The following is a 21,855-nucleotide window of genomic DNA, read 5'->3' as shown; positions in this document are numbered from 1 at the left end:
GGTTTATTGCGCTAGGCTATTGGGTACAAAGAAAAAATCACCTACTTCGTGCCCAGCCCCTTTTATACTTTTATAAACTGGCTCCTGAACAAACTGATTCGCCGCCGCGCGCACTTTTACCGGACCGCGTATGCTGGCATATAAATCCGGCGCAGAAAGCACGCCTTTATTTTTGCGTAAGATATCGATTAGTTCTTGGGCAAACACCGAATGATCCCCGCCGCCTTCATCAATAACAGGCTTATCTCCACCGGATGACAATAATAAGCGCGAGCGGCGTGGCAACTTATATTTAATATATTCACTGTTTGTCGAACTGGCGCTTTGCCCAAAAAACAAGTGCCCCGGTGCAGAAGAAAGCAAGCCGCCATAACAAGAATCGGCAATGACCAAAACCCGCTTCGCCTGAATACGACCTAAATGATTACTAATAAATTCATTGGAAACCCAAGAAGCATCATTCGGTGGCGGGTCCGCATTAATCGGCAGCCAATAGCCAGTATCGCGCTCGCCAATATTAATCATTGAACCATGGCCTGCGTAGTAGATAAGTAAATTGTCATTTTCGGTCAGCACGCTGTGAAGCTCATTTATCGCTTTCATAACGGTTAAGCGGTCGCTATCCAGTAATAATTGAACGTGGAAACCGTATTGTTTTTCGAGTATTTCCCCCACTTCTCGAGCGTCATTTAATGGCGTTTGTAAGTTCTCTAATTGGGCATAATTTCGATTACCAATGACTAAGGCGTAATAGCGGCCAAAATCCATGTCTGCCAACTTAATTTCACTGCCGAGCGTGTTCGACGCGGGACTGGCTTTGAGCGTTGTTGCGGGCGTACGCAAACGGGGAATAGTTGAAAGTTGGCGCTCCACGCTAGCGCGATCATCTTGGAGCGACTGAACCAACTGCGCCAACGTCACTAATTCGCTTGCGCCGTCCCCAGCCACACTAGGTGATTTATCATTATCGGCTAACTGTATTTTAAGTGCGTTGAGCTGACGCTCCATTAATGCGAGTTGATTGTTTTTACTCGCCAACTGCTTTTCCAGCTCACTGCGTAGGGCCATTTGTTCAGCGCGTGCAGCGTCTTGAAAAATCACACTATCGTCAGGTAGCCCCCAAGCATCGCGATATAAATTAAGGGCTTGTATTTTATCTTTCTCAACACCGAGGCCCTGCTCGTACATTGTTCCCAAATTAAATTGTGCGCTTTTATTTCCTTGCGCAGCCGCCTTTTGGTACCAAAGCACTGCGGCCTCATAATTTGGCTCAGTGCCAAGGCCCTTCTCAAAAATCTCGCCGACGGCCAACTGCGCCTCTGCGTCGCCCTGCTCTGCAGCTGGTAGCCATATTTTTAAGGCTGTTTTATAGTTGGCGCGATCGTAGGCAACATACTCCCCGCCACGAATATTGCAGTCTGCTGCGGTCGTTTTTATGGGCCGTCGCGGCGACAAATACGTCATATTGCCAAGCTTGCGCATTTGACCTGGTAACAGGCAGTCAACAATTTGCAAGCCAGCAATAAGTTCTTCAGTATTCACAGCTGGCGACTGCGCACTGCGGCTATCTTGGTTCGCCGCGCAAGACACCAGTATCGCCACACTGATTGCAACACTGAATCTAACAAGCCCGTATTGTATTTTCATACGATCTGCCTCTGTCATCTAATCCTTGATGAGCCGGAGCGTCTGCTGGCGAGTACTTCGTCTAAACAAACTCACGCCAATTGACGAAACACCATGTCAATACGTCCCAGACTAAGTAATTGACCGTCTTGCAACGCGACTTTGGGACTGGCTTCACCATTAACTCTAATACCATTGGTAGAGCCGATATCTTCCAGCCACCAGCTGCCACTTTTATGAATTAATTTAGCATGTAACATCGATACGCTTGGGTCATCAATTCTTATCTTTAGGTTTTCCTGACGCCCAATAGTCCAAAAAGTATCTGCATTTTTAGCCGACACCCCAAACACTAAACTGCGACCATCGGCAAAGAAAAACACCAGCGCAACTTCGGTGCTGGTTTGCTTTGCACTAATCGCTCGTTGAATTCGCTGATCTACCGCGTCCTTCGAATACTTTGTGCTGCGAATCGCAGTATCGGTCCATCCCGAGGGAAGTTGGTAGGATTGCTGAAATGACGTTAATTCACTATCGGGCTCATCTTCTATTACAACAGAGCCACCGCTAAAGTTATCTTTCTGAGGGAGTCGCGCAGCGACGATAGTACGCTCTTCTTCGGCGGTACTTTTTAGATAATATGCCGCTTCGCCAAATCGAATAACATCACCACCTTTAACGGCAGCGGGCCTTTTTAATAAGCGATTGTTAACACAGGTGCCATTCGTCGAGGCGAGATCTTCGAGTATCCACTCCCCGGCTATATAGCTTAACTTAGCGTGATGGCGAGATAGCAAGCCTTTGGCGATAGTAATATCACAGTCATTATCACGGCCGATAACCACCGATCCGCTTGCTATAGCGTAGGCTTCGTTGCCATCCAAGCTGACGAGTTTCAAATCCATTCGCTTACCTACTGAACTGCCTTTTGGCTTAAGATCAGCGCAGTCTAATTATTCATCTTGACCAAGCAATGGCTTGGGGGTCCAAGCCAAAGTATAGCGAATTAATACCAATATGGAATCCACTCTCAGCCAGGCGTTAACAAAATAACAGCCGTCCTTACAGCGATGGCTCCTTTCGCTCATTATTAGGGACTAATTTGGCACTTTTTTTCACTGCGGGACGAGATTTAGTCGGTTTCTGCTCAGAAGTAAACCAAGTCATGGCCGCCAACGCTAAAATCAATGCCAAAATTTGCCCTGCCGCCATAACGATGAGGATAGACATCGCATCCTCAATGCCCTCAGTTAATAAAGTCAGCGCCGCAGCAGCGCTACCCGGCACCCATAGTTCCGGCGATGCGGGGTGACGTCCAGGAATAAACAGAAAGGCGAGCCCGGCGAAAAATAGCCAGTAACGGACAAAAACCGACGAAATTCTTCGTAATAGTAAAAACCACACTAAAATGGCCAGCGCGCCAACGCCCATGTACACCTGCCACGCCAAGCGGTAATCGTCTAAATTAATCATGTGACACCTTAGTTTACCCAGTGAATAATGTGGTCTTCCAGCGATTCTTCAGCCACTGCCAGCTCACTGACGCAGCGGCCCCGCACTGAGATTTTAGCGCGGTGTACACTTTCATCGCTGTCGGACAGCAATGGATGCCACGGCGCCAACCGCCCCCCTTCGCTTAACACCCGATAAGCGCAGCTTGCAGGCAGCCAATGGAACTCACTGATATCATCAAATTTAAGCTGTATGCAATCGGGCACGCGCTGCCGACGATGGGAATAATCGCTACAACGACAGCTCGTGGTATCCAGTAAACGACAAGCAACATCGGTATAAAAAACGTCGCCGCTGTCCTCGTCCTCGAGTTTCTGTAAACAGCACTTACCACAACCGTCGCAGAGCAACTCCCACTCCTGCGCAGACATTTCGGCTAGGGATTTCACCTCCCAGAACGGGGGGCGCACGATGTCAGCCATCGCGCTCGGTCCCCACCATCGGGTTTAAACGCTCTGGCTGCGGCGGTAATTGCAGGTAAAAGCCATTGTCGGCGATCTCTTGCATCACCTTGCCCACGTCGGCGCGGGATAATTTGCGTTCAGCCGTTAACACTAGGGTCATCGCCCGCACAGGTTTACCAAACCGCAGCAGCAGTGCCTCTGGCACTTTGCTTAAATCTTCCTGATGATCGACATATAAATACATTCCCTCAGTACGAGGGCTGCGGTATACCGCGCAAATACGCTTCATTAATTTTTCCCGATTAGGCCTAGGAGCCCATCACCAACCAAGGGTTTACGCCAGCCGCTCAGCGCTGGTGGCAAAACGCCGACGCGGATCAATTCTTTTAAATCGCGTTTTTTAAGGAGCACTTCCGGCGCCACATCGACGGCTTCTGCCGCCGCCTCACCCAGCGCCTTCATTTGTTTTAACAGCTGGGTTTGCGCGGGCGTCAGCGGCTTTGGCGCGGCCGCTGGCAATTCGGTATCGGCGGCCCCGCGGGCCTGGCTAACCAGCTCCAAAATAACCTCGCCGTAACGGCGAATACTGCCCGGCGACAGGTCTTTGACACGCCCTAATTGTCCCAAGTCATTCGGCATTTGTCGGGCAATCTCAAAGCACACCGGATCCTTTATTACTCGGCCCCGCGGAATATTACGCTCTTTGGCTTCAATCTCACGCCAGGCGCAAAGCTGCTGCAGAGCATACTGCTGCCGCTGACTAAGCTTCCACAGCGATTTGATACGCTGATAATAGTCTTGGGGCAATGCTGGGCTTTCAGCTTGTGCCGTAATTCCCGCGCAGTCTTCTAGCCACCAATCTAAAGCCCCTTTCGCTTCTAAACGCTGCTTGAGCAGTGGGTAAACCTTTTGCAAATACAAAACATCTAGTGCTGCATAGGTACACTGACTTTCGCTTAGAGGACGGCGCAACCAGTCTGAGCGGGTTTCGCCCTTCTCCACGTGAATCCCAAGGCATTCCATAATCAGCTTTTGATAGCTAAGACCAAAACCCAAGCCTGCCAAGGCTGCGCCAATTTGCGTATCCAACAAAGGCTGCGGCACACATTGGAACAGGACTTGAAAGACCTCTAAATCCTCACTGCAAGAGTGGATAACCTTGGGAATATCCTGACACCGCAATAATTCAGTGAATGTCGACCAATCACTAATCTTAAGCGGGTCAATCAAATACAAACGGCCAGCGGCCCCAACTTGCAATAGACCAGCAATGGGGTAAAAGGTATCGGTGCGAATAAATTCGGTATCAATAGCCAAGAACTCGGCCTGCGCCCAAATTGCGCAATTCTCATTTAAAACGCTATCGCTATCAATATAGAGACAAGATTCCAGAGGGTCAGTCAATGCGTCGTCGTCCTTTAAGTGCGTGGGCAAGGGTGCCGCTGTCGACGTATTCTAACTCGCCACCCAATGGTACGCCGTGGGCAATCCGGCTCACCGCGACACCCCGGCTGCGCATTTGTTCGGTAATGTAATAAGCAGTGGCTTCGCCCTCAACCGTCGGGTTAGTGGCCAAAATCACCTCACTCACCGACAGTTCCTTCGCTCGCGTCAGAAGATGATCTATTCCAATCTCCTCTGGGCCAATACCATCAATGGGCGATAAATGCCCCATTAACACGAAGTAAAGCCCCTTGTAGTCGCCACTTTGCTCAAAGGCGACAACATCTGCTGGAGACTCAACGACACAGATCGTTTGGTTATCTCGACGGCTATCAGCGCAAATAAAACACTGTTCATTCTCCGTTAACGTGCGGCAGCTTTTACAGTGGCCTACCTTTTCTACAGCCTTGGCTAAGGCTGCCGATAATCGCGCGGCACCAGGCCGATTGCGTTCTAATAATTGAAAGCTCATACGCTGAGCCGACTTCGCGCCAACCCCAGGCAGACAACGTAGGGCATCAATTAATTCATCAATTAAGGGACTGTAGCTCATCGTTAAAATGGCATCTTAAAGCCAGGAGGCATACCCATTCCCGACAACATACCACCCATTTGATCTTTGCTACTCGCCTCGATCTTCCGCACAGCGTCGTTCATTGCCGCGGCGATTAAGTCTTCAAGTATTTCCTTGTCTTCACTCATTAAGCTCGGATCAATATTCACGCGGCGGACATCGTGGCGGCCCGTCATCGTCACCTTAACCAGGCCAGCACCGGATTCGCCCTGCACTTCCGCATTGGCTAATTCCTCTTGTGCTTTCTGCATTTTTTCCTGCATTTCAGCCGCTTTTTTCATTAACTCATTTAAATCTGGTTTCATCTGGCTATCTCTATGTTACTCAAACAATTCAACTTACAAGCTGGACCGACTCGATATCCAACACGCCGTCAAACTCAGCAATTAATTTATTCACCATAGGGTCGGCAATAAGTGCGTCCTTAGCAATCACCAAACGCTCATCTAAACAACGCTGACGGTAAGCAGCTGGGGTTTCAGTCGGCGTTGGCGCAATATGCACTGAAACCTGTAAGTTCGCCGCAAAATACTCACTGAGCATTTCACCTAAGCGCTCAATATGACGATCATTTAACAGCGCTGCATTGGCACCATCAATATTAAACGTGAGGCTACTATCGGTTTTTTCAAGGAGCTGGCAATGACTAGCAATGCTACCGAGCATACCGGGAAGACCAAACGTCTCAAATTGCTCTCGCCAAATCTGTTCAGAGAACATCGCCAAGCTGATTTTTTCTGCGCTTGCCGCTGCCACTGACGGCGTTTCAACCCGTGCAGTGCTTTCTGGCGGGGCGGGGGGCCGGCTTATTTCCGGTTCAGCAACGCGCGTTTCCGCTGCTGTATTTATGGACGCAGGAGTGGCTGGCATCACTGCTGGAGACGGCAACTCCGCTGCAGTGGGCTGTTCCTCCCAGGGCGGCAGCGAATCACGTCTTCGAGTATCTGCTGTGGGCTCGGCGCGCGGAGGCTGCGCCAGACTGGACGCCTCTTGAACGCTAGCCGGCGCGATACCTGTGTCGTCAACTCGCGGCGCGGGGGGCGGTGAACTGGCCACCGCTAATTCTGGCTTATTCGCTAAGGGCTTTTTTACAGAAACAGCGGCCTCCGCCGCTGACGGCACGCGGGTTAATCTCTGCCTAGGGCCTTCGATAACACCCTGAGGCTTAAAGGCCAGCATCCTGAGTAATAACATCTCTAAACCGGCCCGAGGATCAGGGGCTAAGCCCATGTCCCGGCGCCCCGCCAAGGCCATTTGATAGTAAAACTGAACATCCTCAGCGGTGACGGTCGCCGCTAAGTCTATAATTCGTTGGCGATCGCCCAAGCTATTATCCAAGCCTTCAGCGACCGTTTGCGCCACGGCCAAGCGATGCAGTACCACTAATAACTCGCTAACCACGCCCGCAAAATCAGCGCCCATTTCTGCCAGATCAGCCACAATCGCTAATAACGCAGCACCGTCGCTGGCGGCAAAGGCCTCAATTAGACGGTACACCGAACCGTGGTCTATTGTGCCCAACATTTGGCGCACATCAACTTCGGCTAACTTGCCCGAGCCAAAGGCAATCGCTTGGTCGGTCAAGCTCAGCGCGTCGCGCATACTGCCGTCAGCTGCGCGGCCCAGCAGCCACAGCGAGGGCTCTTCGTAATGAACCATCTCTTTTTCAAGTATGGTTTTAAGGTACTCTACAATACGTTCAGCGGTTAAATTTTTGAGATTGAACTGTAAGCAACGTGACAAAATTGTGGCGGGCAATTTTTGAGGGTCGGTCGTTGCGAGCAAAAATTTAACGTGCGCTGGCGGCTCCTCCAAGGTCTTTAACAAGGCGTTAAAGCTGCTGCTACTGAGCATGTGCACCTCGTCTATGAGGTAGACCTTGTAGCGACCTTGGCTTGGGGTGTACTGCACGTTGTCGAGTATTTCGCGGGTATCTTCCACCTTCGTGCGCGACGCCGCATCTACCTCAAGCAAATCAACAAAACGACCTTCATTGATGGCGACACAGGCGTGGCATTGGCCGCAGGGCTCGGAGCTAACGCCAACTTCACAGTTTAAACATTTGGCAAGAATCCGAGCGATAGTAGTCTTGCCCACCCCACGGGTGCCAGTGAACAAATAGGCATGATGCAGACGGTCGTGATCGAGGGCATTAACCAGTGCTTTAAGCACATGATTTTGGCCAGCCATTTCACGGAAGGTTTTCGGGCGCCACTTGCGCGCCAACACCTGATAGCTCATTGAATAATTCCTGACGTGGAAGCGGCAAGGATACACCAGCCCTGCGAGGACATAAACCAATGAAAGCAAACAGAAATGAATATAAAAGGAAGGTTTAACACTCTGGTGGCAGTCCAACCAGCCACACCCCGGCACACGATATGATAACTACCGTTGCTCCCTTCCAGGCCTGGCGGAGTTCGCTACCTCTCGTTGCGGGGGGACCGGAAGGACTACCGCAGAAAACACGTTTTAGGCTAGGCCTTAACGCGGGCGCTATTGTCGACGAAAGCCCGTAGACATGCAAGCGACCCACGCAGATATTCCCAAATATTCTCGATTAATCAATGCGCTATCAATCAAGGGTGCTGTTCAGCGCCCGGCGGAAATTTGGCCAACACCGCCGCCACGGTGTCCTGAATATAGCGCCGCCGCTCTTCTGGGGTATCCATATTTGGCATGACCCGCTTACTTGTGCCCCGCCACACCAACTTTTTGCTTTTGGCATCAATAATATCGATCATCAGGCTACTCTCTTCGTAGCTGCGTACCCAAACATCGTCATCATAGAAGTGGCCGTGACCAAAATAACCACGACCGTAGCCAGGCCGATAATCACAGTAATAACAAGGATAGTAGCTAAAATGGGTATACCACGAGCCAAAGCTATTAAAGTTTACCTTTTCCTCTTTGCCCAAGTGGTACGTCACCAACACCGAGGCTGGCACGCCGTCAAGCGCTCGACTCAGGCCCTTGACCGCTAATTGGGCATCAACAGCATCGGTCACTCGCTGACGAACCAAATCATTATCTAAATCAGCATTATTACCGCCGTCGGCCGCCTCCGTGCGCGGCAGCCAGGCAAATGTGGACACCCCAGCAAAATCATAGTCTGCGGCATAATCCGAGCTAACAGGAATACCTGCACAGGCCGATACCAGTGCGACCAATACAACAACAAGCGCTTTCTTAATCATTTCGTCGACTCCGAGCGACAAACTCAATAATAGCTATGGCTGCAAAACAACCCACAACGCCATTTGCCCACGCAACACTCTAATTAATAGACCGCCCTTGCTAGCGGCAAGCACAGCGCTGAACTCTTTAACATCTCTTACCCTGCGCTGATTCACCGACACAATCAAATCTCCTGGCAGCAACTTGCTCGCCGCCTCCGCATCACTGGCGACCTCCGCTACCGATACGCCCCTGCCATCCGGGGAATCTCGCAATACAACGCCCTTCAGTAAATAACTAACATCACCGCCCGGCGCACTTACCGCCGCCTTCAAAGCCGGTGTCGGCTTTAAGCGCGCATGCAGCGTTTTCCTTTTACCGTCGCGCAACACCGTAACCGCAATTTTGTCGCCAATCCGGCGCAAACCTACCGCATTGCGTAATTGGGCAGAGTTATAGACATCTTTATCGTCAATCGCGATCACCAAGTCACCAGGCTTGATGCCAGCATCGTCGGCTGCCGACTTATCCTGCACTTCCGCAATGATTGCGCCGCGCTGATGCTTGGGAAGCTTAAAGGCCTCGGCCAGCTCTGGGGTAAGATCTTGAATCACCACGCCAAGCTGACCGCGCTTAACCTCACCATGTTCCAAAATTTGATCAATACTCACTTTGGCCATATTAATTGGAATCGCAAAACCAATCCCAACATTCCCACCGGCAGGCGCCAATATGGCGGTATTCACCCCCACCAGCTCGCCGTGCAAATTCACAAGCGCACCGCCAGAATTGCCCGGGTTAATAGACGCATCGGTTTGAATAAAGTTTTCGTAACCCTCAATACCCAAACCGGTACGGCCCAAGGCGCTCACAATACCGGTGGTAACCGTCTGACCCAGACCAAAGGGATTGCCGATCGCCACCACGTAGTCGCCAACCTCTAGGTTCTCTGAATTAGCCAGTTTGACACTGCGCAGATCTTTGGCATCAATTTTCAACACGGCAATATCCACATCCGGATCAGAGCCAATTAACGTGGCAGTAAAGCTGCGACCGTCTTCCAAGGAAACGGTTATCTCATCAGCACCATTGATAACATGGTGATTGGTCAGTACGGTGCCCGCCTTCGCATCAATAATGACACCCGAGCCTGCACTCTGGGTACGGCGCTGCTGGGGGCGCATTTGCTGTTCAGGAACATTAAAAAAGCGGCGAAAAAAGGGGTCGTTTAATAAGGGATTTTGCTGAATATTTCGGGTGGTGTACGTGGAGATATTAACCACAGCTGGGTTTACGGTTTTCAGCATCGGCGCCAAACTTGGCAGCGTCCGCCCCTCAGCATCTTGCTGAGGAAATAAAGCAACGCTAACTTGGCTAAGGCCTAATAAAAAACACAAGAAAATGCCGTTAATAAACACCTTACGACGCCGATCGGCGCGATAATCCAGACTCTTCATAAGTCCCTAAACCCCCCTAGTCACTCGGAATGCTCACACACAACAAGCTTTAGAACAGCCCAGTACTCAAAAATTCCCCACTAACAGAATTTCTTGTTCAATCAATGATTAATGCAGGTTTAGCCCAGTTTTTCCGCCATCGACCGAGCTATTTCACTCTGTATGGTCGACTTAAAGGCCCCCATCATTAGCCCTAGCTTAATTTCCACTCGAACCTCCGCAGGCTCAAGTGAAATCCGCCCCTTTATACCTGAGCGCTGCACCACAACCTCATCGTCATTAACCCAGCTCGATTTAAGCTGATATTTATCATCCAGCTTAATGGCAAGTTGCCGAATCAAATCACGCAGCTCTTCAGGGGTTTTATTATGGCTTTGGCGAAGAGAAATAGTCGACACGAATCAAACACCTCTTATTAACGAGTTTATTCTAAACATCAAGGGCTAGTATGCCACAGTCCGTTATAGCAAAATCAATAGACTACAGGCTACTTCAACCATGAACTTCACACAGCTGCATGCCAAAGACTTTTCTTCAGGCAAAAAAAAACCGCTTTTCAGCGGTTTTTCAAAACTTTGGTGGAGCTAGGCGGGATCGAACCGCCGACCTCTTGCATGCCATGCAAGCGCTCTCCCAGCTGAGCTATAGCCCCAAAGCAGAGGATGCGCATATTAATGATCACCCTGAGCCTTGTCAACAAGTGGATGAAAAATCTCGTTAAATTCTTTGCGCCACCCACTCACACACAAAGAAAAATCCTTGTTACGCCCGAGCCTCGCAAGCCTGCTGATAACGTTTTTCTAGCTTTTTAAGACGCTTCTTACCCACGCCACCCAACACCTCTACCGCGTGACGCAACCGCGCCCGACTCATGTCTGGGCCGAGCACTTCCATGGAGTCAACTACCGAAATTGACGACGTGGTGCCCGCAATGGCGATAAACAGTGGCGGCATAAAATCTTTTAATTTTATGCCCAAACCGTCTGCGAGAGACTTAATTTCGGCAAAAATGGCATCGCGCTGCCAATCGTTCAAGGCTTCCAAACGCCATGCTGCGCACTGCAACAAAGTCAGCAGCTCCTCTTCCTCTAGATTCGATGACTCAAAACTCGCTGGCGTCAGCGGCAACATACCGGACAAGAAAAACCCAGCCAAGGGCGCCAAATCACTAAACACCTCTATGCGGGACTGCACATGGGGGATCATCTTCATCAGGGTATCGCGATTCAATGCCCACGCTTGCAAGCGATCGGCGAGCTGCTCTGGACTGCAGTCTTCACGCAGCCACAGACCATTGAGCCAGCGCAGCTTCTCCACATCGAAAATCGGCCCACCCAAACTCACCCGGGTGATATCAAAATGCGCAATCATGGTCTCTAGACTAAACTTTTCGCTCTCATCGGGCATAGACCAACCCATGCGGCCCAAATAATTCAACATTGCCTCGGGCAAAAAGCCCATGCGCTTATAATAATTGATGCTTGTCGGGTTCTTACGTTTACTGAGCTTACTTTTATCCGGGTTGCGCAACAGCGGCAAATGACACAGCACCGGCATTTCCCAGCCAAAATACTGGTACAGCAATTTGTGTTTGGGCGCCGAGTTTATCCACTCTTCGCCACGGAGCACGTGAGTGATCTCCATTAAATGATCGTCAACCACATTGGCGAGGTGGTAGGTTGGCAAGCCGTCAGACTTCAGCAGTATTTGAGCATCAACCTGCCCCCACTCCAGCTCAATTTTACCCCGCAGCATGTCATCGATCTCGCAGTGGCCGTCATCTTCTGGCACAAACATACGAATGACGTAAGGCTCGCCCGCGGCCGCTCGACGCGCGTTCTCGGCATCGTCTAATTTTAAATCGGAGTATTTAAGCGCAGTGTGACCGCCCGCCTCACGACGAGCTTCACGCAGTGTATCTAGCTCTGCTGGCGTGCGGTAACAGCGAAAGGCATGGCCTGCCGCAATCAATTGCTCGCAGTGCTCGCGATATATTTCACTGCGCTCACTTTGCCGATACGGCCCGTGGGGGCCGCTAACATCCGGACCTTCATCCCAGTCCAAACCCAACCAGCGCAGCGAATCAAAGATCGCCTGCTCCGACGCCGCTGTCGAACGCTGCTGATCGGTATCTTCAATGCGCAGCAAAAATTCCCCGCCCTGACTTTTGGCGAAGCAGTAATTAAACAGTGCAATATAAGCGGTGCCCACATGTGGGTCGCCAGTGGGGGACGGAGCAATACGGGTGCGAACAGTCATGGAGTGTTTATTACCATTTGAATACAATAGGACTTTCTACTAGGCACAATACCAAGCATTAACTGCATATTATACTTGTCCCCGCCAGTAGGTTTCACCTGCCGGGTTTGGTATTTCTAAGTAAGTGTCCAGGAAGCCCACTTTCCTAGTCTTTTTTGAGATAGAAGTTTGGCATTTTGACTACTACACCATTCACTCTTAAGCTCCCGAAGGCTAGCCATAAACGATAGACCGCCGCCAACGCCAATATTGAGTCGAGCTAAAACCCTTGAAAAACCTTGATGCTCCCTATAACCAACCTCAAAGTTCTTCTTTATCGAATCTATAAGTTCAAGTACTTAAGGGTTTAGAACGGATGTAACGAGACCGTGCCGCCTCCCAATATACAAATCAAAAAGACGTGAACAAACCAATCGATACTGCTGCGGCCCGGTAAATTGAATCACCATCGACCTTAGCTTTATCCGGCGACACGCTGACCTGGAGATTGAGCACCCGGAATAAATCGGCACCCAAAGAAATCATATCAATCTTTTCCCCTGCTAAATTTTTATTATAGGCAACATGAATAGACGGCAACCACCATGCCCCAGAATAGCCAACACCTGCAACCAACCATTGGTATTCAGAGCCCGTAACCGTCTCAACAGAATTAGTTTCAACACTACCAAATGCGCGAAAGCCGCTACCAGGAATCATATAGCTGCCGTCCAACATAAGCTGGGGGTCTAATTTATAGCTACTCGAATAACCTATTTTTCCAGCATATTTGGCAGCTGAATTACAATCTGCCTGTTCTGTCGGCGTAGGTTTACTAGCGCAGTTCATACCAAGTTCGGTGAAATCAAATTTTTCAGGAATTAAATTACGCAATACCACGCCTAAGTGCATTTCACTATTACTGACTACGGCCCCGACATCTAAACCAATCGCAAGCGTATTTTTCTTATTTAAGTCATAATTATCTTCTGCGCGATCCGATGCAGAATCATCATCGTCATCATCGTCATCCAAGACAATAAGCTGCTGACTTAAACTACCCTGCGTTATTTTCAATCGGCCGCCCAAGTTCAGATCAAAATCTTGATTTGCGAATTGAACCTTACCAAACTCATAGCCGTATGCCACCCCAAGCTGCGTAAAGACACCCGATTCAACATATACGGCAGCGTCAAAATTCAATTCTTGGGCGGCGCCATCATAGGTTAACTCATTGCCGTAACCGGTAAGCTTTACATCTGCACTACCTTCCAGGGTTACCGCGACAACCCCGCCAAAGGCTTTAAACATTACGGGTAGTACCGGCAAATTCAAATTAGCCTGGAGGTTCACATAGGCGTCATCGCCTAATTGAGCAACAAAACTATCGAACTCAGCTTTAATGGCATCAGCTTCAGCTTGCGTAACATCTTCGCCACCATCACTTTGCGCCGATTCCGCATTATCAACAGCCTCTTCCAAGCCATCTAAGCGGTCAGTTAAATTATCAACCTGACCGATTTCAAACGCGATCGCCGCTGGCAAGGCGAGTCCACCAACAATGAAATTTCGCGCGCCAAGCGCAATTGGCAGTACTGCCGGATTTGTAGCGGGAGATGGACTAAAAGTTGCCGAATACCCACCTTTGCTAATTAAGCTAGTACCCGCTGGCAAAGCGCCTGGCATAGCATTAAGTGCGTGGGGGACCAAACAAGTAGCACCGATCAACAGTAGACGACTATTGCATTTTAACATTACATCCTACTCCAGCATGGACCAAATTCATGGCCTAAATTCCATTTATCCCGCGCTCTGATTATTATTTCAGGCACGGAGCTAATCGCTAGCTTCAGTCTAATAGCAATCAAACAGAAATCGCAATCACTAAACAACACTTCTTTTAGGCTGTGCTGTAAGTATGCACGCGTAAAACGGTATGAATAGCTACTAAAAGGGTGCGTACCTCTTTAAACGCGGCTTTTAAAAACAGGCCTGAACCGCCTACCAAGCATTCAAAACTCATTAACTTAGGCGGCCATGACAAACACTGCTTAGCCACATCGATCAGGCCGAATAGGATCTTCGCTTTAATCATGCTTGTAGCCTGCTATTTACAACCAAAACACCGCTATTGTTGGTAAACTATATAATTGGTCGGGCTCCAAGCGGAGATCGTTTAGTATACCGATGCTCCCGAATACGGAATTGTCATTCACAAGCACGAATAGATTTAAAGAAGAGTCAACTTGCTAGAAACCTCAAAAAACATAGACACACCACCACTGAGCTCGCAAAAATTATTAAATAGGCGTTTTTGCGTCGCCCCGATGCTGGATTGGTCAGATCGCCACTGCCGCGCTTTCTGGCGTCAACTTAGCCGGCACGCCGTACTGTATACCGAAATGATCACCACCGGCGCCTTGATTCACGGCGACCACAAGCGTCATTTAGATTACAGCGATATTGAGCACCCTGTCGCGCTCCAGCTCGGCGGCAGCGATCCCGAAGCCCTCGCAATATCGGTGCGCATGGCCGAGCAATGGCATTACGACGAAGTTAACTTAAATTGCGGCTGCCCCTCCGACCGGGTTCAAAACGGCTTTTTTGGCGCCTGTTTAATGGCCAGACCCACTTTAGTAGCCGATTGCGTTAAGGCGATGAAAGACGCTGGCGACATCCCTATTACCGTAAAGCACCGCATCGGGATCGACGAACAAGAGGGCTACGGGCCACTGCAAGAATTTGTTGGCACCATTGCCGAGGCCGGAACTGACGCCGTTATTGTTCATGCTCGCAAAGCCTGGCTACAAGGTTTAAGTCCAAAAGAAAATCGCGAAATACCGCCCTTAAATTACGATTTGGTATACCAGCTAAAAAAAGATTTCCCTGACCTGGAAATTATCATCAACGGCGGCATCCAAACGCTTGAAGATGCCCGTTCGCAATTGTCATATGTCGATGGCATTATGATGGGCCGCAGTGCCTACCAAACACCGTATCTATTGGCGGAGGTGGATGAACACTTTTACCAGCAAGCCGCGACAGGCAAAACTCGGCGTGACATTATTCACGACTTTTTGCCTTATATTGAAGCGGAGCTGAGCAAGGGTACCCGGCTCAATCATATGACTCGGCATATATTAGGTCTCTTTAATGGCCAAGCAGGCGGCAAGCTATTTCGCCGCCATATCAGTGAAAATGCGCACCGTCCAGGCGCCGGCCTCGAAGTTCTCCACGACGCCCTGGCCTTTGTAGAGCGCAGCTGGTAGCAAACTAAATAAAGGATTAACAACAATGAGTAATAAGCTCGAGCAATTAAAGGCAATGACCGACGTGGTTGCCGATACCGGTGATATAGAAGCCATCGCCCGTTTTACGCCGCAGGATGCAACAACCAACCCGTCTTTAATTCTAAAAGCTGCAGCGCTACCCCAGTACAGTAAATTAATTAGCGACATCGTCTCGAGTAGCCTTAACGATCGCAGCAACCCTGAACAACTGCAGCGCGCGGCCACTCAACTCGCGGTAGAAATTGGCGCCGAAATCACCAAACTGGTGCCAGGCAAAGTATCTACTGAAGTAGACGCCCGCCTGTCCTTTAATACAGCCGCCATGATTAACGAAGGTCGGCGCATCGTTGAGCTTTATCAAGCTAAAGGTGTCGATAAAAGTCGTCTACTGATAAAGATAGCCTCCACTTGGGAAGGTATTGAAGCGGCTAAGGTGCTAGAGGAAGAAGGCATTGAGTGCAATCTAACCCTGCTTTTTAGCCTAATGCAGGCCGCAGCGTGCGCCGAGGCCGGTGCCACTTTAATTTCACCGTTTGTTGGTCGTATTCTCGACTGGCACCTAGCCCACGGCGCCACACCCGCCAACGCCGATGAAGATCCCGGCGTGCAATCGGTGAGCGCGATTTACAGCTATTACAAGCAACACAGCTACCAGACCGTTGTGATGGGCGCGAGCTTTCGCAACTGCGGCGAGATCGAAGCATTGGCCGGTTGTGACCGACTTACCATTAGCCCCGCCTTACTAAGCGAGCTAAAAGACGATTCCGGCACACTCCCCCGCCGCCTCACACCTGATATGGCGTTCACCCCCCACGCCAAGCTTGCCACCACTGAAACCGACTTCCGCTGGGCAATGAATGAAGACGCCATGGCCACTGAAAAATTGGCAGAAGGTATTCGCGCCTTTGCGGCAGACCAAGTCAAATTAGAAGGCTTACTGCGGGAGTGGAAGTAGTATGTTCGAAAAATTGATGCAGCTGTTTACGGTTACTGACGACAGCACCGCCGATGACAAAATGACACTAGAGCTGGTCACTGCCGCCCTGCTACTTGAAGTCAGCAAAGCTGATTTTCAGGAAGATCCTGCGGAAATTGACAAAATTCGCACTATTTTACTGCAACACTTTTCGGTGAGCCTTGGGGATATCAACGCGTTTATCGATCAGGCTAGGAATACCAGCGCGGACAGCACCTCGCTTTACCCCTTTACCCGTTACATTAATGACAACTGCAATAATATTGAGAAATACCAGCTTGTCTTAGCGCTGTGGGATGTCGCACTGGAAGATGGGCGAATCGATAAATACGAAGATCACCTGATCCGTAAAATAGCCGATCTAATTTATTTGCCCCACAGTGAGTTTATCAGGGCTAAATTAAGCGTGATTGGCAAGGAAACCAGCTAAAAGCACTGGCCTTCCAGCAGGGAAACTAACTCTCTAAATTTAGCGTGATTACTCTCGCTTAAGCCCATCAACGTGCGATGAGCTTCAAGCACCCGCTCCCGAACCCCTTCTTCGCTGGCATCCAGCACCGGTAACTCGCCAAGATCTTCATCATTTAACAGGGGTTCTTGACGAATACGGAACACGCGATCAAACCCCATGCTCTGCAGCACGCGGGTAATATCGGGGTTGGTGGATAAAATCAAAGGCACAAACTGGAATTTTTCTTTCGCTTTTATCGCCAACTTAGCCAGTAGCCCCAAGGTCGTGCTATCGACGTTGATGGCATCAGACAAATCGACGACCACACTAGCAAAACCCTCGACGGAGAACATCTCGTCAAAGAACTCATCCAACGTGGTACAAAGGGTCAGCCGCACATCGCCAACTAGCTTTATAACAAAGGCACCGTCCTGTCCCGCTACTAATATTCGACCAGGCTGCATTCGCCTATAACCTACTTACTACTAAAATTGCGATATCGTCCGGAGCCTCATCTATATCGAATAAACCAAAGACCTCGGCGAGCTCGATTGAGGAGTTTTGACCCTGCTTTAATAAATCGAGCAGAAGCTGTTCTTTATTTTCTAAGGTGTCACTGTTCAAGACTTCCAATATACCATCAGAGAATAGGCTCAGCACAGCCCCCGGCGGAAAACTGATCATATGATCGCTGAATTGGGCATCAGTAAACAAACCAACCGGCATATCATGCTCGGGTAAAAATGTCGCAGTGCCATTTACCGCAAGCACCGGAGCAGGCAAATGACCGGCAACCGAATAAGACAATTGGTTACATTTTAAATCGAAGGCCCCCACACAAAGGGTGACATGCTTGCCAATACCCATTTCAAGTAATTCGCGATTCGCAATCGCCAGCATTTTGGCTGGTGACAGTATGGCGGTCGACCCACGATGCAAAAAATCACTGCGCTTGCGCGCAAATAGGTTTTTCAAGAACACCGTAACAAAGGCTGAGCTCGCGCCATGCCCGGACACGTCTGCAACAAAAAAGACGGCGTGATCTTCACCTACCACAAAATAGTCGACAAAATCACCGCTCAGATAGAGCGACGGCAATATGTAGTGACAAAACTGATAGTTCGATATTTGCTTAGGGGTATCTGGCAGCAGCAATTGCTGTACGTGCTTACCTGCCTGCTGATCCTGCTGTAACAGGGTCAAGCTTTCCAATAACTCTCGATTGGCGCTTTCTAATTTATTGCGGTACGCCAAATTTTCGCGCTTTAAGGCCCCCCGCTCCAACGCCCGATCCAGTACATGCTTTATAACAGCAAGTTTTTCAGTCGGTAGCATCAGGTAATCGCTTGCACCATGGCGCACAGCGGCCAAGACGTCAGCCATACTCTTACGGCGAGAAAGACCGATGAGGGGCAGCTCGCGTGGGTCTGCGGCCATTTTTCCCAGCAGGTCTATACCGCGATCATCCGGAAAATCGATATCGATCATAACGATATCAATATCGTCTTCGCGGAAACTCGGCATCGCCAAAGCGCAGTCCGCAATAGGCACTACGTCCATACCAAGCTGTTCTAGGGAGGCTACGAGCTGAGCTTGAATTGCATCAGCCTGCTGAACCAGCAGTATCCGATGGGGTAAGGAGTTATTCATTCAGCCTTTTTACCCGCAACTGGACAGACACACAAGCAGCAATCGTGTGGAGGATTTACAGCCACCTGGACGCAAACTCTATTAGAAGTCGAAGGACTCGAAGTCTTCGTCGCCAAAGTCATCTTTGAGCTGACCGTCATTTATCAAGAACTCTCTACGCTGTAGATAGGCATCTTTGAAAAAAGTGTATTTATCACCCGACACAAGGCCTTCGGTGCCCAATAAACTCGCCCTAACTTGCAGTAAATCCAATAAGCTCATACCGTAGCGAGCCGCTTCGGGATCAACCGTGCCAGTCACTGACACATAGGAATCAACGCCCTGACCGGCACCATCGCGGAGGTTGCTCGGTCCTAAAAACGGCAGCACCAAATACGGCCCCGGCCCAACACCCCACACCGCCATTGTTTGGCCAAAATCTTCAGATTCGCGTTTTAAACCAATATAGCTAGCCACATCAAAAAAGCCGATGACCCCAACGGTAGTATTAATAATAAAACGACCACCATCCACAAGCGCGTCACTGGCTTTACCCTGCAACAAATCATTGGCCATATTTTTGATTTCGCCAATATTATTAAAGAAATTGGCGATACCTTGATCAACAATTGCAGGCGTAACCTGGCGATAGCCTCGGGCAACGGGCTGCACCAAGTATTCATCGGCCGTATTATTAAAAGCAAATACCCCGCGATTGAAACCTTCCCAAGGGTCTCGGGGATCGCCGTCACTCTCTGCGTTCACCCCAGCCACCCCCAGTACTGATAACAACATCAGTAAAGCACAGACTTTTCGTTGCATTGGCATCATCTACCCAAATCACTCTTTAAGTCTAAAACCGGCCAATACTATACCTAATAGGTCAGAAATTGGCACCAATTGGATTATTACCACTAATTCACCAGCAAAATATCCAGTTCCCGCATCTGGGCTAAAATCTCACTACCAAAGCCGACCACTGAGGCGTACTCAACGTGCAACTCATGGGCAATTTCAGCGAGAATTTCAGCACCATTTAATTCTGGCCGCTCAACGATAATGCTCAGCAACCTCGCCGTTACCTGATTTATTTCCAGAAACTGCACCTCGTCTTGGCGGTTTCGGTACACCACGATAAATGTCGGTTCAGCGCTCGGCGCTGTAGGCTGAAAATCACCACTAATGTGCTGAACCGGAAACTGGTAAGCCAAAGACCACGCGAGTGGCGATACCGCCCAACGAACCTTAAGTACATCCTCAACCGCCACGGCGGGGGGTAATTCTTGTTCGGCAATATCTAAAGCCAGCTCCACCCATTCATAATGGGCCAGCTCTCGCAAGAACACGGGATCAGTTTGTGAGTCTCGCTCCTCACTAAGATAAGTGAGAAACTCTTCAGCAATATGCAAAAAATAGGGACTTTGGCAGCAGTGACGACACATAAAATCTCGCACCATGCTATGCCATGCTTCGTCGCAATATAAACTTCGGCACACCGGAAATCCGTTACTGAGAAAGCCCTCAATATTATTAAAGAACAGATCCCGGTAAATCGCCATCCGCCGAGCTTCTATACCTTCTGGGCCTGAACAGGTATCAGGGTCGCGTACAAAGCGCGTCATACTCTCTTGGATTTGCTGAAAGTGCTTCATTACTCCGCGCACCCACTGGTAACGGCGCTGGCAAAACCCACCTTCGCTTGTGCCCGACGAATTTGCTGCACTTCCTGCAGTAAGTCCGCCATCGCAGGGAAGTTAAAATCCCGCTCTAATAACGTAGGCAGCGGCCCACAGAGTCGATAGGCCTCATCAAGTAAGGCCCACACCGGCTCAATAACATCAGCCCCATGGGTGTCCACCCGCAAGTCTTCAGCTTCATCAAAATGTCCGGCAATATGAATATAACGCGCTCTCGCCAAGGGTAAGGACCGCAAAAACTGATAAGGATCGTAATTGTGATTTACGCTATTCACAAAAACATTATTCACATCAAGCAGCAAATCACAGTCGGCCTCGGCCAATACCGCGTTGATAAATTCGCTTTCAGACATTGCTTGGCCTGGCGCCGCATAATACGAGGCATTTTCCAATAAAATTCGCTGCCCTAACACATCCTGAACTTGCCGAACGCGCGCCGCCACATGGTGTACCGCCTCTTCCGTAAAGGGAATGGGCAATAAATCATAAAGCTGACCTTCATCACCACAATAGGTCAGGTGCTCTGAATACAAAGGGCAGTCAAAATCCCGCATAAATTGTTTAATATCGCTTAATAAACGGGTATCGAGTGGCGCGAAGCCACCGATATTTAAAGACAAACCATGTAAATAAATTGGGTAGCGCGCTGCTAGCTCCCGAAATGAGCGGCCGAAGCGGCCGCCAATATGCAGCCAGTTTTCAGGAGCGACCTCAAGAAAATCCAGCTCCTTGCCTGCCAGAGATTTTAGCTCCGGCATTAAGCCGCGCCGCAAGCCCAAGCCCGCAAGTGCACTGGTTTGTTTACTCATGAGACTCGCCCATTCACACTGACCGCCTGTTGGATATGAAGCCCCTAATTAGCCATGTGTCCGGCGCCACACTTACCTTCACCGCATTTGCCCTCGGTGGCCGCCTTGCTTTTATCGGCACCGCATTTGGCTTCTCCACACTTGCCCTCATGCGCGGCTTTGGCTTTTTCAGCGCCACACTTACCGTCTCCGCATTTACCTTCATGCCCTGCTTTGGCGCCATCAGCCCCACATTTTGCTTCGCCGCATTTGCCTTCATGTGCCGCTTTGGCTTTGTCGGCACCACACTGCGCTTCAGTACCGGCCTTATCAGCGCCACATTTAGCTTCTGCTTTGGCGGCCTTATCGGCATTGCCCATCGCCAACTCGTAGCCAGACGCCATCGTTTTAGCCGCGAAAGGGTTTTCACCCGCCATCGCCGGGTGCATTGCGGATACCAAAAGCGCTGCGCCAAATGCAGCCGCCATTGGATTTTTGGTAAAGGCTTTCTGGGTCATTGTTATTCTCCATATCGGATCAGCAAGCAATTATTACGTCTACAACGACATGAGCATAGCAGTTTTAACCAACAC

Annotated in this window: 24 protein-coding genes, 1 tRNA gene and 1 other RNA gene; 3 read left to right on the top strand and 23 right to left on the bottom strand. The window is 49.9% G+C overall.

The features are described 5' to 3' along the window. Positions 1-3 precede the first annotated feature (3 nt). The 17 genes from HNQ57_RS08205 to HNQ57_RS08125 all read right to left on the bottom strand — a co-directional run bounded on the left by HNQ57_RS08205 (position 4) and on the right by HNQ57_RS08125 (position 14,526). Complete coding sequence (locus tag HNQ57_RS08205) at positions 4-1,647, bottom strand: caspase family protein (RefSeq protein WP_184462248.1); 1,644 nt, start codon at positions 1,645-1,647, stop codon at positions 4-6. 71 nt (positions 1,648-1,718) lie between these two features. Beyond that, a complete protein-coding gene (locus HNQ57_RS08200; protein WP_184462247.1) occupies positions 1,719-2,531 on the bottom strand; it encodes an FHA domain-containing protein in 813 nt (270 codons plus the stop codon). A gap of 157 nt (positions 2,532-2,688) precedes the next feature. Beyond that, the gene (locus HNQ57_RS08195) at positions 2,689-3,099 is read right to left on the bottom strand and encodes a hypothetical protein (protein ID WP_184462246.1); all 411 of its coding nucleotides are present in this window, start codon (positions 3,097-3,099) and stop codon (positions 2,689-2,691) included. A gap of 8 nt (positions 3,100-3,107) precedes the next feature. Next, a complete protein-coding gene (locus HNQ57_RS08190; protein ID WP_184462245.1) occupies positions 3,108-3,560 on the bottom strand; it encodes a YcgN family cysteine cluster protein in 453 nt (150 codons plus the stop codon). Then, the gene (locus HNQ57_RS08185; protein WP_184462244.1) at positions 3,553-3,831 is read right to left on the bottom strand and encodes a YcgL domain-containing protein; all 279 of its coding nucleotides are present in this window, start codon (positions 3,829-3,831) and stop codon (positions 3,553-3,555) included. Before HNQ57_RS08185 ends, HNQ57_RS08190 begins: the two co-directional genes overlap by 8 nt. Next, entirely contained in the window at positions 3,831-4,946 is a 1,116-nt protein-coding gene (rnd, locus tag HNQ57_RS08180; protein ID WP_184462243.1) for a ribonuclease D, read from the bottom strand. Before rnd ends, HNQ57_RS08185 begins: the two co-directional genes overlap by 1 nt. Beyond that, positions 4,939-5,538, bottom strand: coding sequence for a recombination mediator RecR (recR, locus tag HNQ57_RS08175; RefSeq protein ID WP_184462242.1), 600 nt, complete (start codon positions 5,536-5,538; stop codon positions 4,939-4,941). Before recR ends, rnd begins: the two co-directional genes overlap by 8 nt. A 2-nt stretch (positions 5,539-5,540) precedes the next feature. Next, complete coding sequence (locus HNQ57_RS08170; RefSeq protein ID WP_184462241.1) at positions 5,541-5,864, bottom strand: YbaB/EbfC family nucleoid-associated protein; 324 nt, start codon at positions 5,862-5,864, stop codon at positions 5,541-5,543. Positions 5,865-5,892: 28 nt separating this feature from the next. Next, positions 5,893-7,800, bottom strand: coding sequence for a DNA polymerase III subunit gamma/tau (gene dnaX / locus HNQ57_RS08165; protein WP_184462240.1), 1,908 nt, complete (start codon positions 7,798-7,800; stop codon positions 5,893-5,895). Between the two features lie 112 nt (positions 7,801-7,912). Next, positions 7,913-8,009, bottom strand: an RNA gene (ffs, locus tag HNQ57_RS08160) — signal recognition particle sRNA small type. A 129-nt stretch (positions 8,010-8,138) separates the two neighbouring features. Continuing rightward, positions 8,139-8,756: a DUF4136 domain-containing protein gene (locus HNQ57_RS08155; RefSeq protein WP_184462239.1), complete on the bottom strand. Its 618-nt coding sequence runs from the start codon at positions 8,754-8,756 to the stop codon at positions 8,139-8,141. 33 nt (positions 8,757-8,789) lie between these two features. Continuing rightward, positions 8,790-10,193, bottom strand: a complete 1,404-nt coding sequence (locus HNQ57_RS08150; protein WP_184462238.1) for a DegQ family serine endoprotease — start codon at positions 10,191-10,193, stop codon at positions 8,790-8,792. 119 nt (positions 10,194-10,312) lie between these two features. After that, the gene (locus HNQ57_RS08145) at positions 10,313-10,591 is read right to left on the bottom strand and encodes a polyhydroxyalkanoic acid system family protein (protein ID WP_184462237.1); all 279 of its coding nucleotides are present in this window, start codon (positions 10,589-10,591) and stop codon (positions 10,313-10,315) included. Between the two features lie 178 nt (positions 10,592-10,769). Beyond that, positions 10,770-10,845 (bottom strand) — tRNA-Ala (locus tag HNQ57_RS08140). Positions 10,846-10,955: 110 nt separating this feature from the next. Then, positions 10,956-12,452 carry a glutamate--tRNA ligase gene (gltX, locus tag HNQ57_RS08135; protein ID WP_184462236.1) on the bottom strand — a complete coding sequence of 499 codons (1,497 nt, stop codon included), beginning with the start codon at positions 12,450-12,452 and terminating at the stop codon, positions 10,956-10,958. A 390-nt stretch (positions 12,453-12,842) separates the two neighbouring features. Beyond that, positions 12,843-14,186, bottom strand: coding sequence for a conjugal transfer protein TraF (gene traF, locus HNQ57_RS08130; protein WP_184462235.1), 1,344 nt, complete (start codon positions 14,184-14,186; stop codon positions 12,843-12,845). 145 nt (positions 14,187-14,331) lie between these two features. Next, positions 14,332-14,526, bottom strand: a complete 195-nt coding sequence (locus tag HNQ57_RS08125) for a hypothetical protein (protein WP_184462234.1) — start codon at positions 14,524-14,526, stop codon at positions 14,332-14,334. Positions 14,527-14,758: 232 nt separating this feature from the next. Between HNQ57_RS08125 and dusA the strand changes: the two genes are divergently transcribed. From dusA to HNQ57_RS08110, 3 genes are read left to right on the top strand one after another with little or no spacing between them, the layout of a single operon-like run. Next, a complete protein-coding gene (gene dusA / locus HNQ57_RS08120) occupies positions 14,759-15,700 on the top strand; it encodes a tRNA dihydrouridine(20/20a) synthase DusA (protein WP_244966152.1) in 942 nt (313 codons plus the stop codon). Positions 15,701-15,725: 25 nt separating this feature from the next. Next, on the top strand, positions 15,726-16,676 hold the full coding sequence (tal, locus tag HNQ57_RS08115; RefSeq protein WP_184462233.1) for a transaldolase: 951 nt from the start codon (positions 15,726-15,728) through the stop codon (positions 16,674-16,676). Between the two features lies 1 nt (position 16,677). Continuing rightward, on the top strand, positions 16,678-17,127 hold the full coding sequence (locus HNQ57_RS08110; RefSeq protein ID WP_184462232.1) for a tellurite resistance TerB family protein: 450 nt from the start codon (positions 16,678-16,680) through the stop codon (positions 17,125-17,127). Here the strand turns inward: HNQ57_RS08110 and HNQ57_RS08105 are convergent. The 6 genes from HNQ57_RS08105 to HNQ57_RS08080 form a co-directional block, all read right to left on the bottom strand. Then, entirely contained in the window at positions 17,124-17,612 is a 489-nt protein-coding gene (locus tag HNQ57_RS08105) for an STAS domain-containing protein (RefSeq protein ID WP_008247574.1), read from the bottom strand. The genes HNQ57_RS08110 and HNQ57_RS08105 overlap by 4 nt on opposite strands. Positions 17,613-17,616: 4 nt before the next feature. After that, entirely contained in the window at positions 17,617-18,798 is a 1,182-nt protein-coding gene (locus tag HNQ57_RS08100; RefSeq protein WP_184462231.1) for a PP2C family protein-serine/threonine phosphatase, read from the bottom strand. A gap of 81 nt (positions 18,799-18,879) precedes the next feature. Further along, on the bottom strand, positions 18,880-19,599 hold the full coding sequence (locus HNQ57_RS08095) for an MlaA family lipoprotein (protein ID WP_226968318.1): 720 nt from the start codon (positions 19,597-19,599) through the stop codon (positions 18,880-18,882). A gap of 92 nt (positions 19,600-19,691) precedes the next feature. Then, the gene (locus tag HNQ57_RS08090) at positions 19,692-20,429 is read right to left on the bottom strand and encodes an HvfC family RiPP maturation protein (protein WP_184462229.1); all 738 of its coding nucleotides are present in this window, start codon (positions 20,427-20,429) and stop codon (positions 19,692-19,694) included. Then, positions 20,429-21,283: an HvfB family MNIO-type RiPP peptide maturase gene (locus tag HNQ57_RS08085; RefSeq protein ID WP_184462228.1), complete on the bottom strand. Its 855-nt coding sequence runs from the start codon at positions 21,281-21,283 to the stop codon at positions 20,429-20,431. Before HNQ57_RS08085 ends, HNQ57_RS08090 begins: the two co-directional genes overlap by 1 nt. Before the next feature lie 44 nt (positions 21,284-21,327). Continuing rightward, positions 21,328-21,780 carry an HvfA family oxazolone/thioamide-modified RiPP metallophore gene (locus tag HNQ57_RS08080; RefSeq protein ID WP_184462227.1) on the bottom strand — a complete coding sequence of 151 codons (453 nt, stop codon included), beginning with the start codon at positions 21,778-21,780 and terminating at the stop codon, positions 21,328-21,330. Positions 21,781-21,855 lie beyond the last annotated feature (75 nt).

It is taken from the genome of Zhongshania antarctica, assembly GCF_014202945.1.
GTDB classification, from domain to species: Bacteria; Pseudomonadota; Gammaproteobacteria; order Pseudomonadales; family Spongiibacteraceae; genus Spongiibacter; species Spongiibacter antarcticus.
This window is presented reverse-complemented; position numbering and strand designations above follow the sequence as displayed.

Bases quoted from the DNA above. Each gene is read 5' to 3' on its own strand.
- HNQ57_RS08205 (WP_184462248.1), bottom strand. From the start codon at position 1,647: ATGAAAATACAATACGGGCTTGTTAGATTCAGTGTTGCAATCAGTGTG.
- HNQ57_RS08200 (WP_184462247.1), bottom strand. From the start codon at position 2,531: ATGGATTTGAAACTCGTCAGCTTGGATGGCAACGAAGCCTACGCTATA.
- HNQ57_RS08195 (WP_184462246.1), bottom strand. From the start codon at position 3,099: ATGATTAATTTAGACGATTACCGCTTGGCGTGGCAGGTGTACATGGGC.
- HNQ57_RS08190 (WP_184462245.1), bottom strand. From the start codon at position 3,560: ATGGCTGACATCGTGCGCCCCCCGTTCTGGGAGGTGAAATCCCTAGCC.
- HNQ57_RS08185 (WP_184462244.1), bottom strand. From the start codon at position 3,831: ATGAAGCGTATTTGCGCGGTATACCGCAGCCCTCGTACTGAGGGAATG.
- recR (WP_184462242.1), bottom strand. From the start codon at position 5,538: ATGAGCTACAGTCCCTTAATTGATGAATTAATTGATGCCCTACGTTGT.
- HNQ57_RS08170 (WP_184462241.1), bottom strand. From the start codon at position 5,864: ATGAAACCAGATTTAAATGAGTTAATGAAAAAAGCGGCTGAAATGCAG.
- dnaX (WP_184462240.1), bottom strand. From the start codon at position 7,800: ATGAGCTATCAGGTGTTGGCGCGCAAGTGGCGCCCGAAAACCTTCCGT.
- HNQ57_RS08155 (WP_184462239.1), bottom strand. From the start codon at position 8,756: ATGATTAAGAAAGCGCTTGTTGTTGTATTGGTCGCACTGGTATCGGCC.
- HNQ57_RS08150 (WP_184462238.1), bottom strand. From the start codon at position 10,193: ATGAAGAGTCTGGATTATCGCGCCGATCGGCGTCGTAAGGTGTTTATT.
- gltX (WP_184462236.1), bottom strand. From the start codon at position 12,452: ATGACTGTTCGCACCCGTATTGCTCCGTCCCCCACTGGCGACCCACAT.
- traF (WP_184462235.1), bottom strand. From the start codon at position 14,186: ATGTTAAAATGCAATAGTCGTCTACTGTTGATCGGTGCTACTTGTTTG.
- HNQ57_RS08125 (WP_184462234.1), bottom strand. From the start codon at position 14,526: ATGATTAAAGCGAAGATCCTATTCGGCCTGATCGATGTGGCTAAGCAG.
- dusA (WP_244966152.1), top strand. From the start codon at position 14,759: ATGCTGGATTGGTCAGATCGCCACTGCCGCGCTTTCTGGCGTCAACTT.
- tal (WP_184462233.1), top strand. From the start codon at position 15,726: ATGAGTAATAAGCTCGAGCAATTAAAGGCAATGACCGACGTGGTTGCC.
- HNQ57_RS08110 (WP_184462232.1), top strand. From the start codon at position 16,678: ATGTTCGAAAAATTGATGCAGCTGTTTACGGTTACTGACGACAGCACC.
- HNQ57_RS08105 (WP_008247574.1), bottom strand. From the start codon at position 17,612: ATGCAGCCTGGTCGAATATTAGTAGCGGGACAGGACGGTGCCTTTGTT.
- HNQ57_RS08100 (WP_184462231.1), bottom strand. From the start codon at position 18,798: ATGAATAACTCCTTACCCCATCGGATACTGCTGGTTCAGCAGGCTGAT.
- HNQ57_RS08095 (WP_226968318.1), bottom strand. From the start codon at position 19,599: ATGCAACGAAAAGTCTGTGCTTTACTGATGTTGTTATCAGTACTGGGG.
- HNQ57_RS08090 (WP_184462229.1), bottom strand. From the start codon at position 20,429: ATGAAGCACTTTCAGCAAATCCAAGAGAGTATGACGCGCTTTGTACGC.
- HNQ57_RS08085 (WP_184462228.1), bottom strand. From the start codon at position 21,283: ATGAGTAAACAAACCAGTGCACTTGCGGGCTTGGGCTTGCGGCGCGGC.
- HNQ57_RS08080 (WP_184462227.1), bottom strand. From the start codon at position 21,780: ATGACCCAGAAAGCCTTTACCAAAAATCCAATGGCGGCTGCATTTGGC.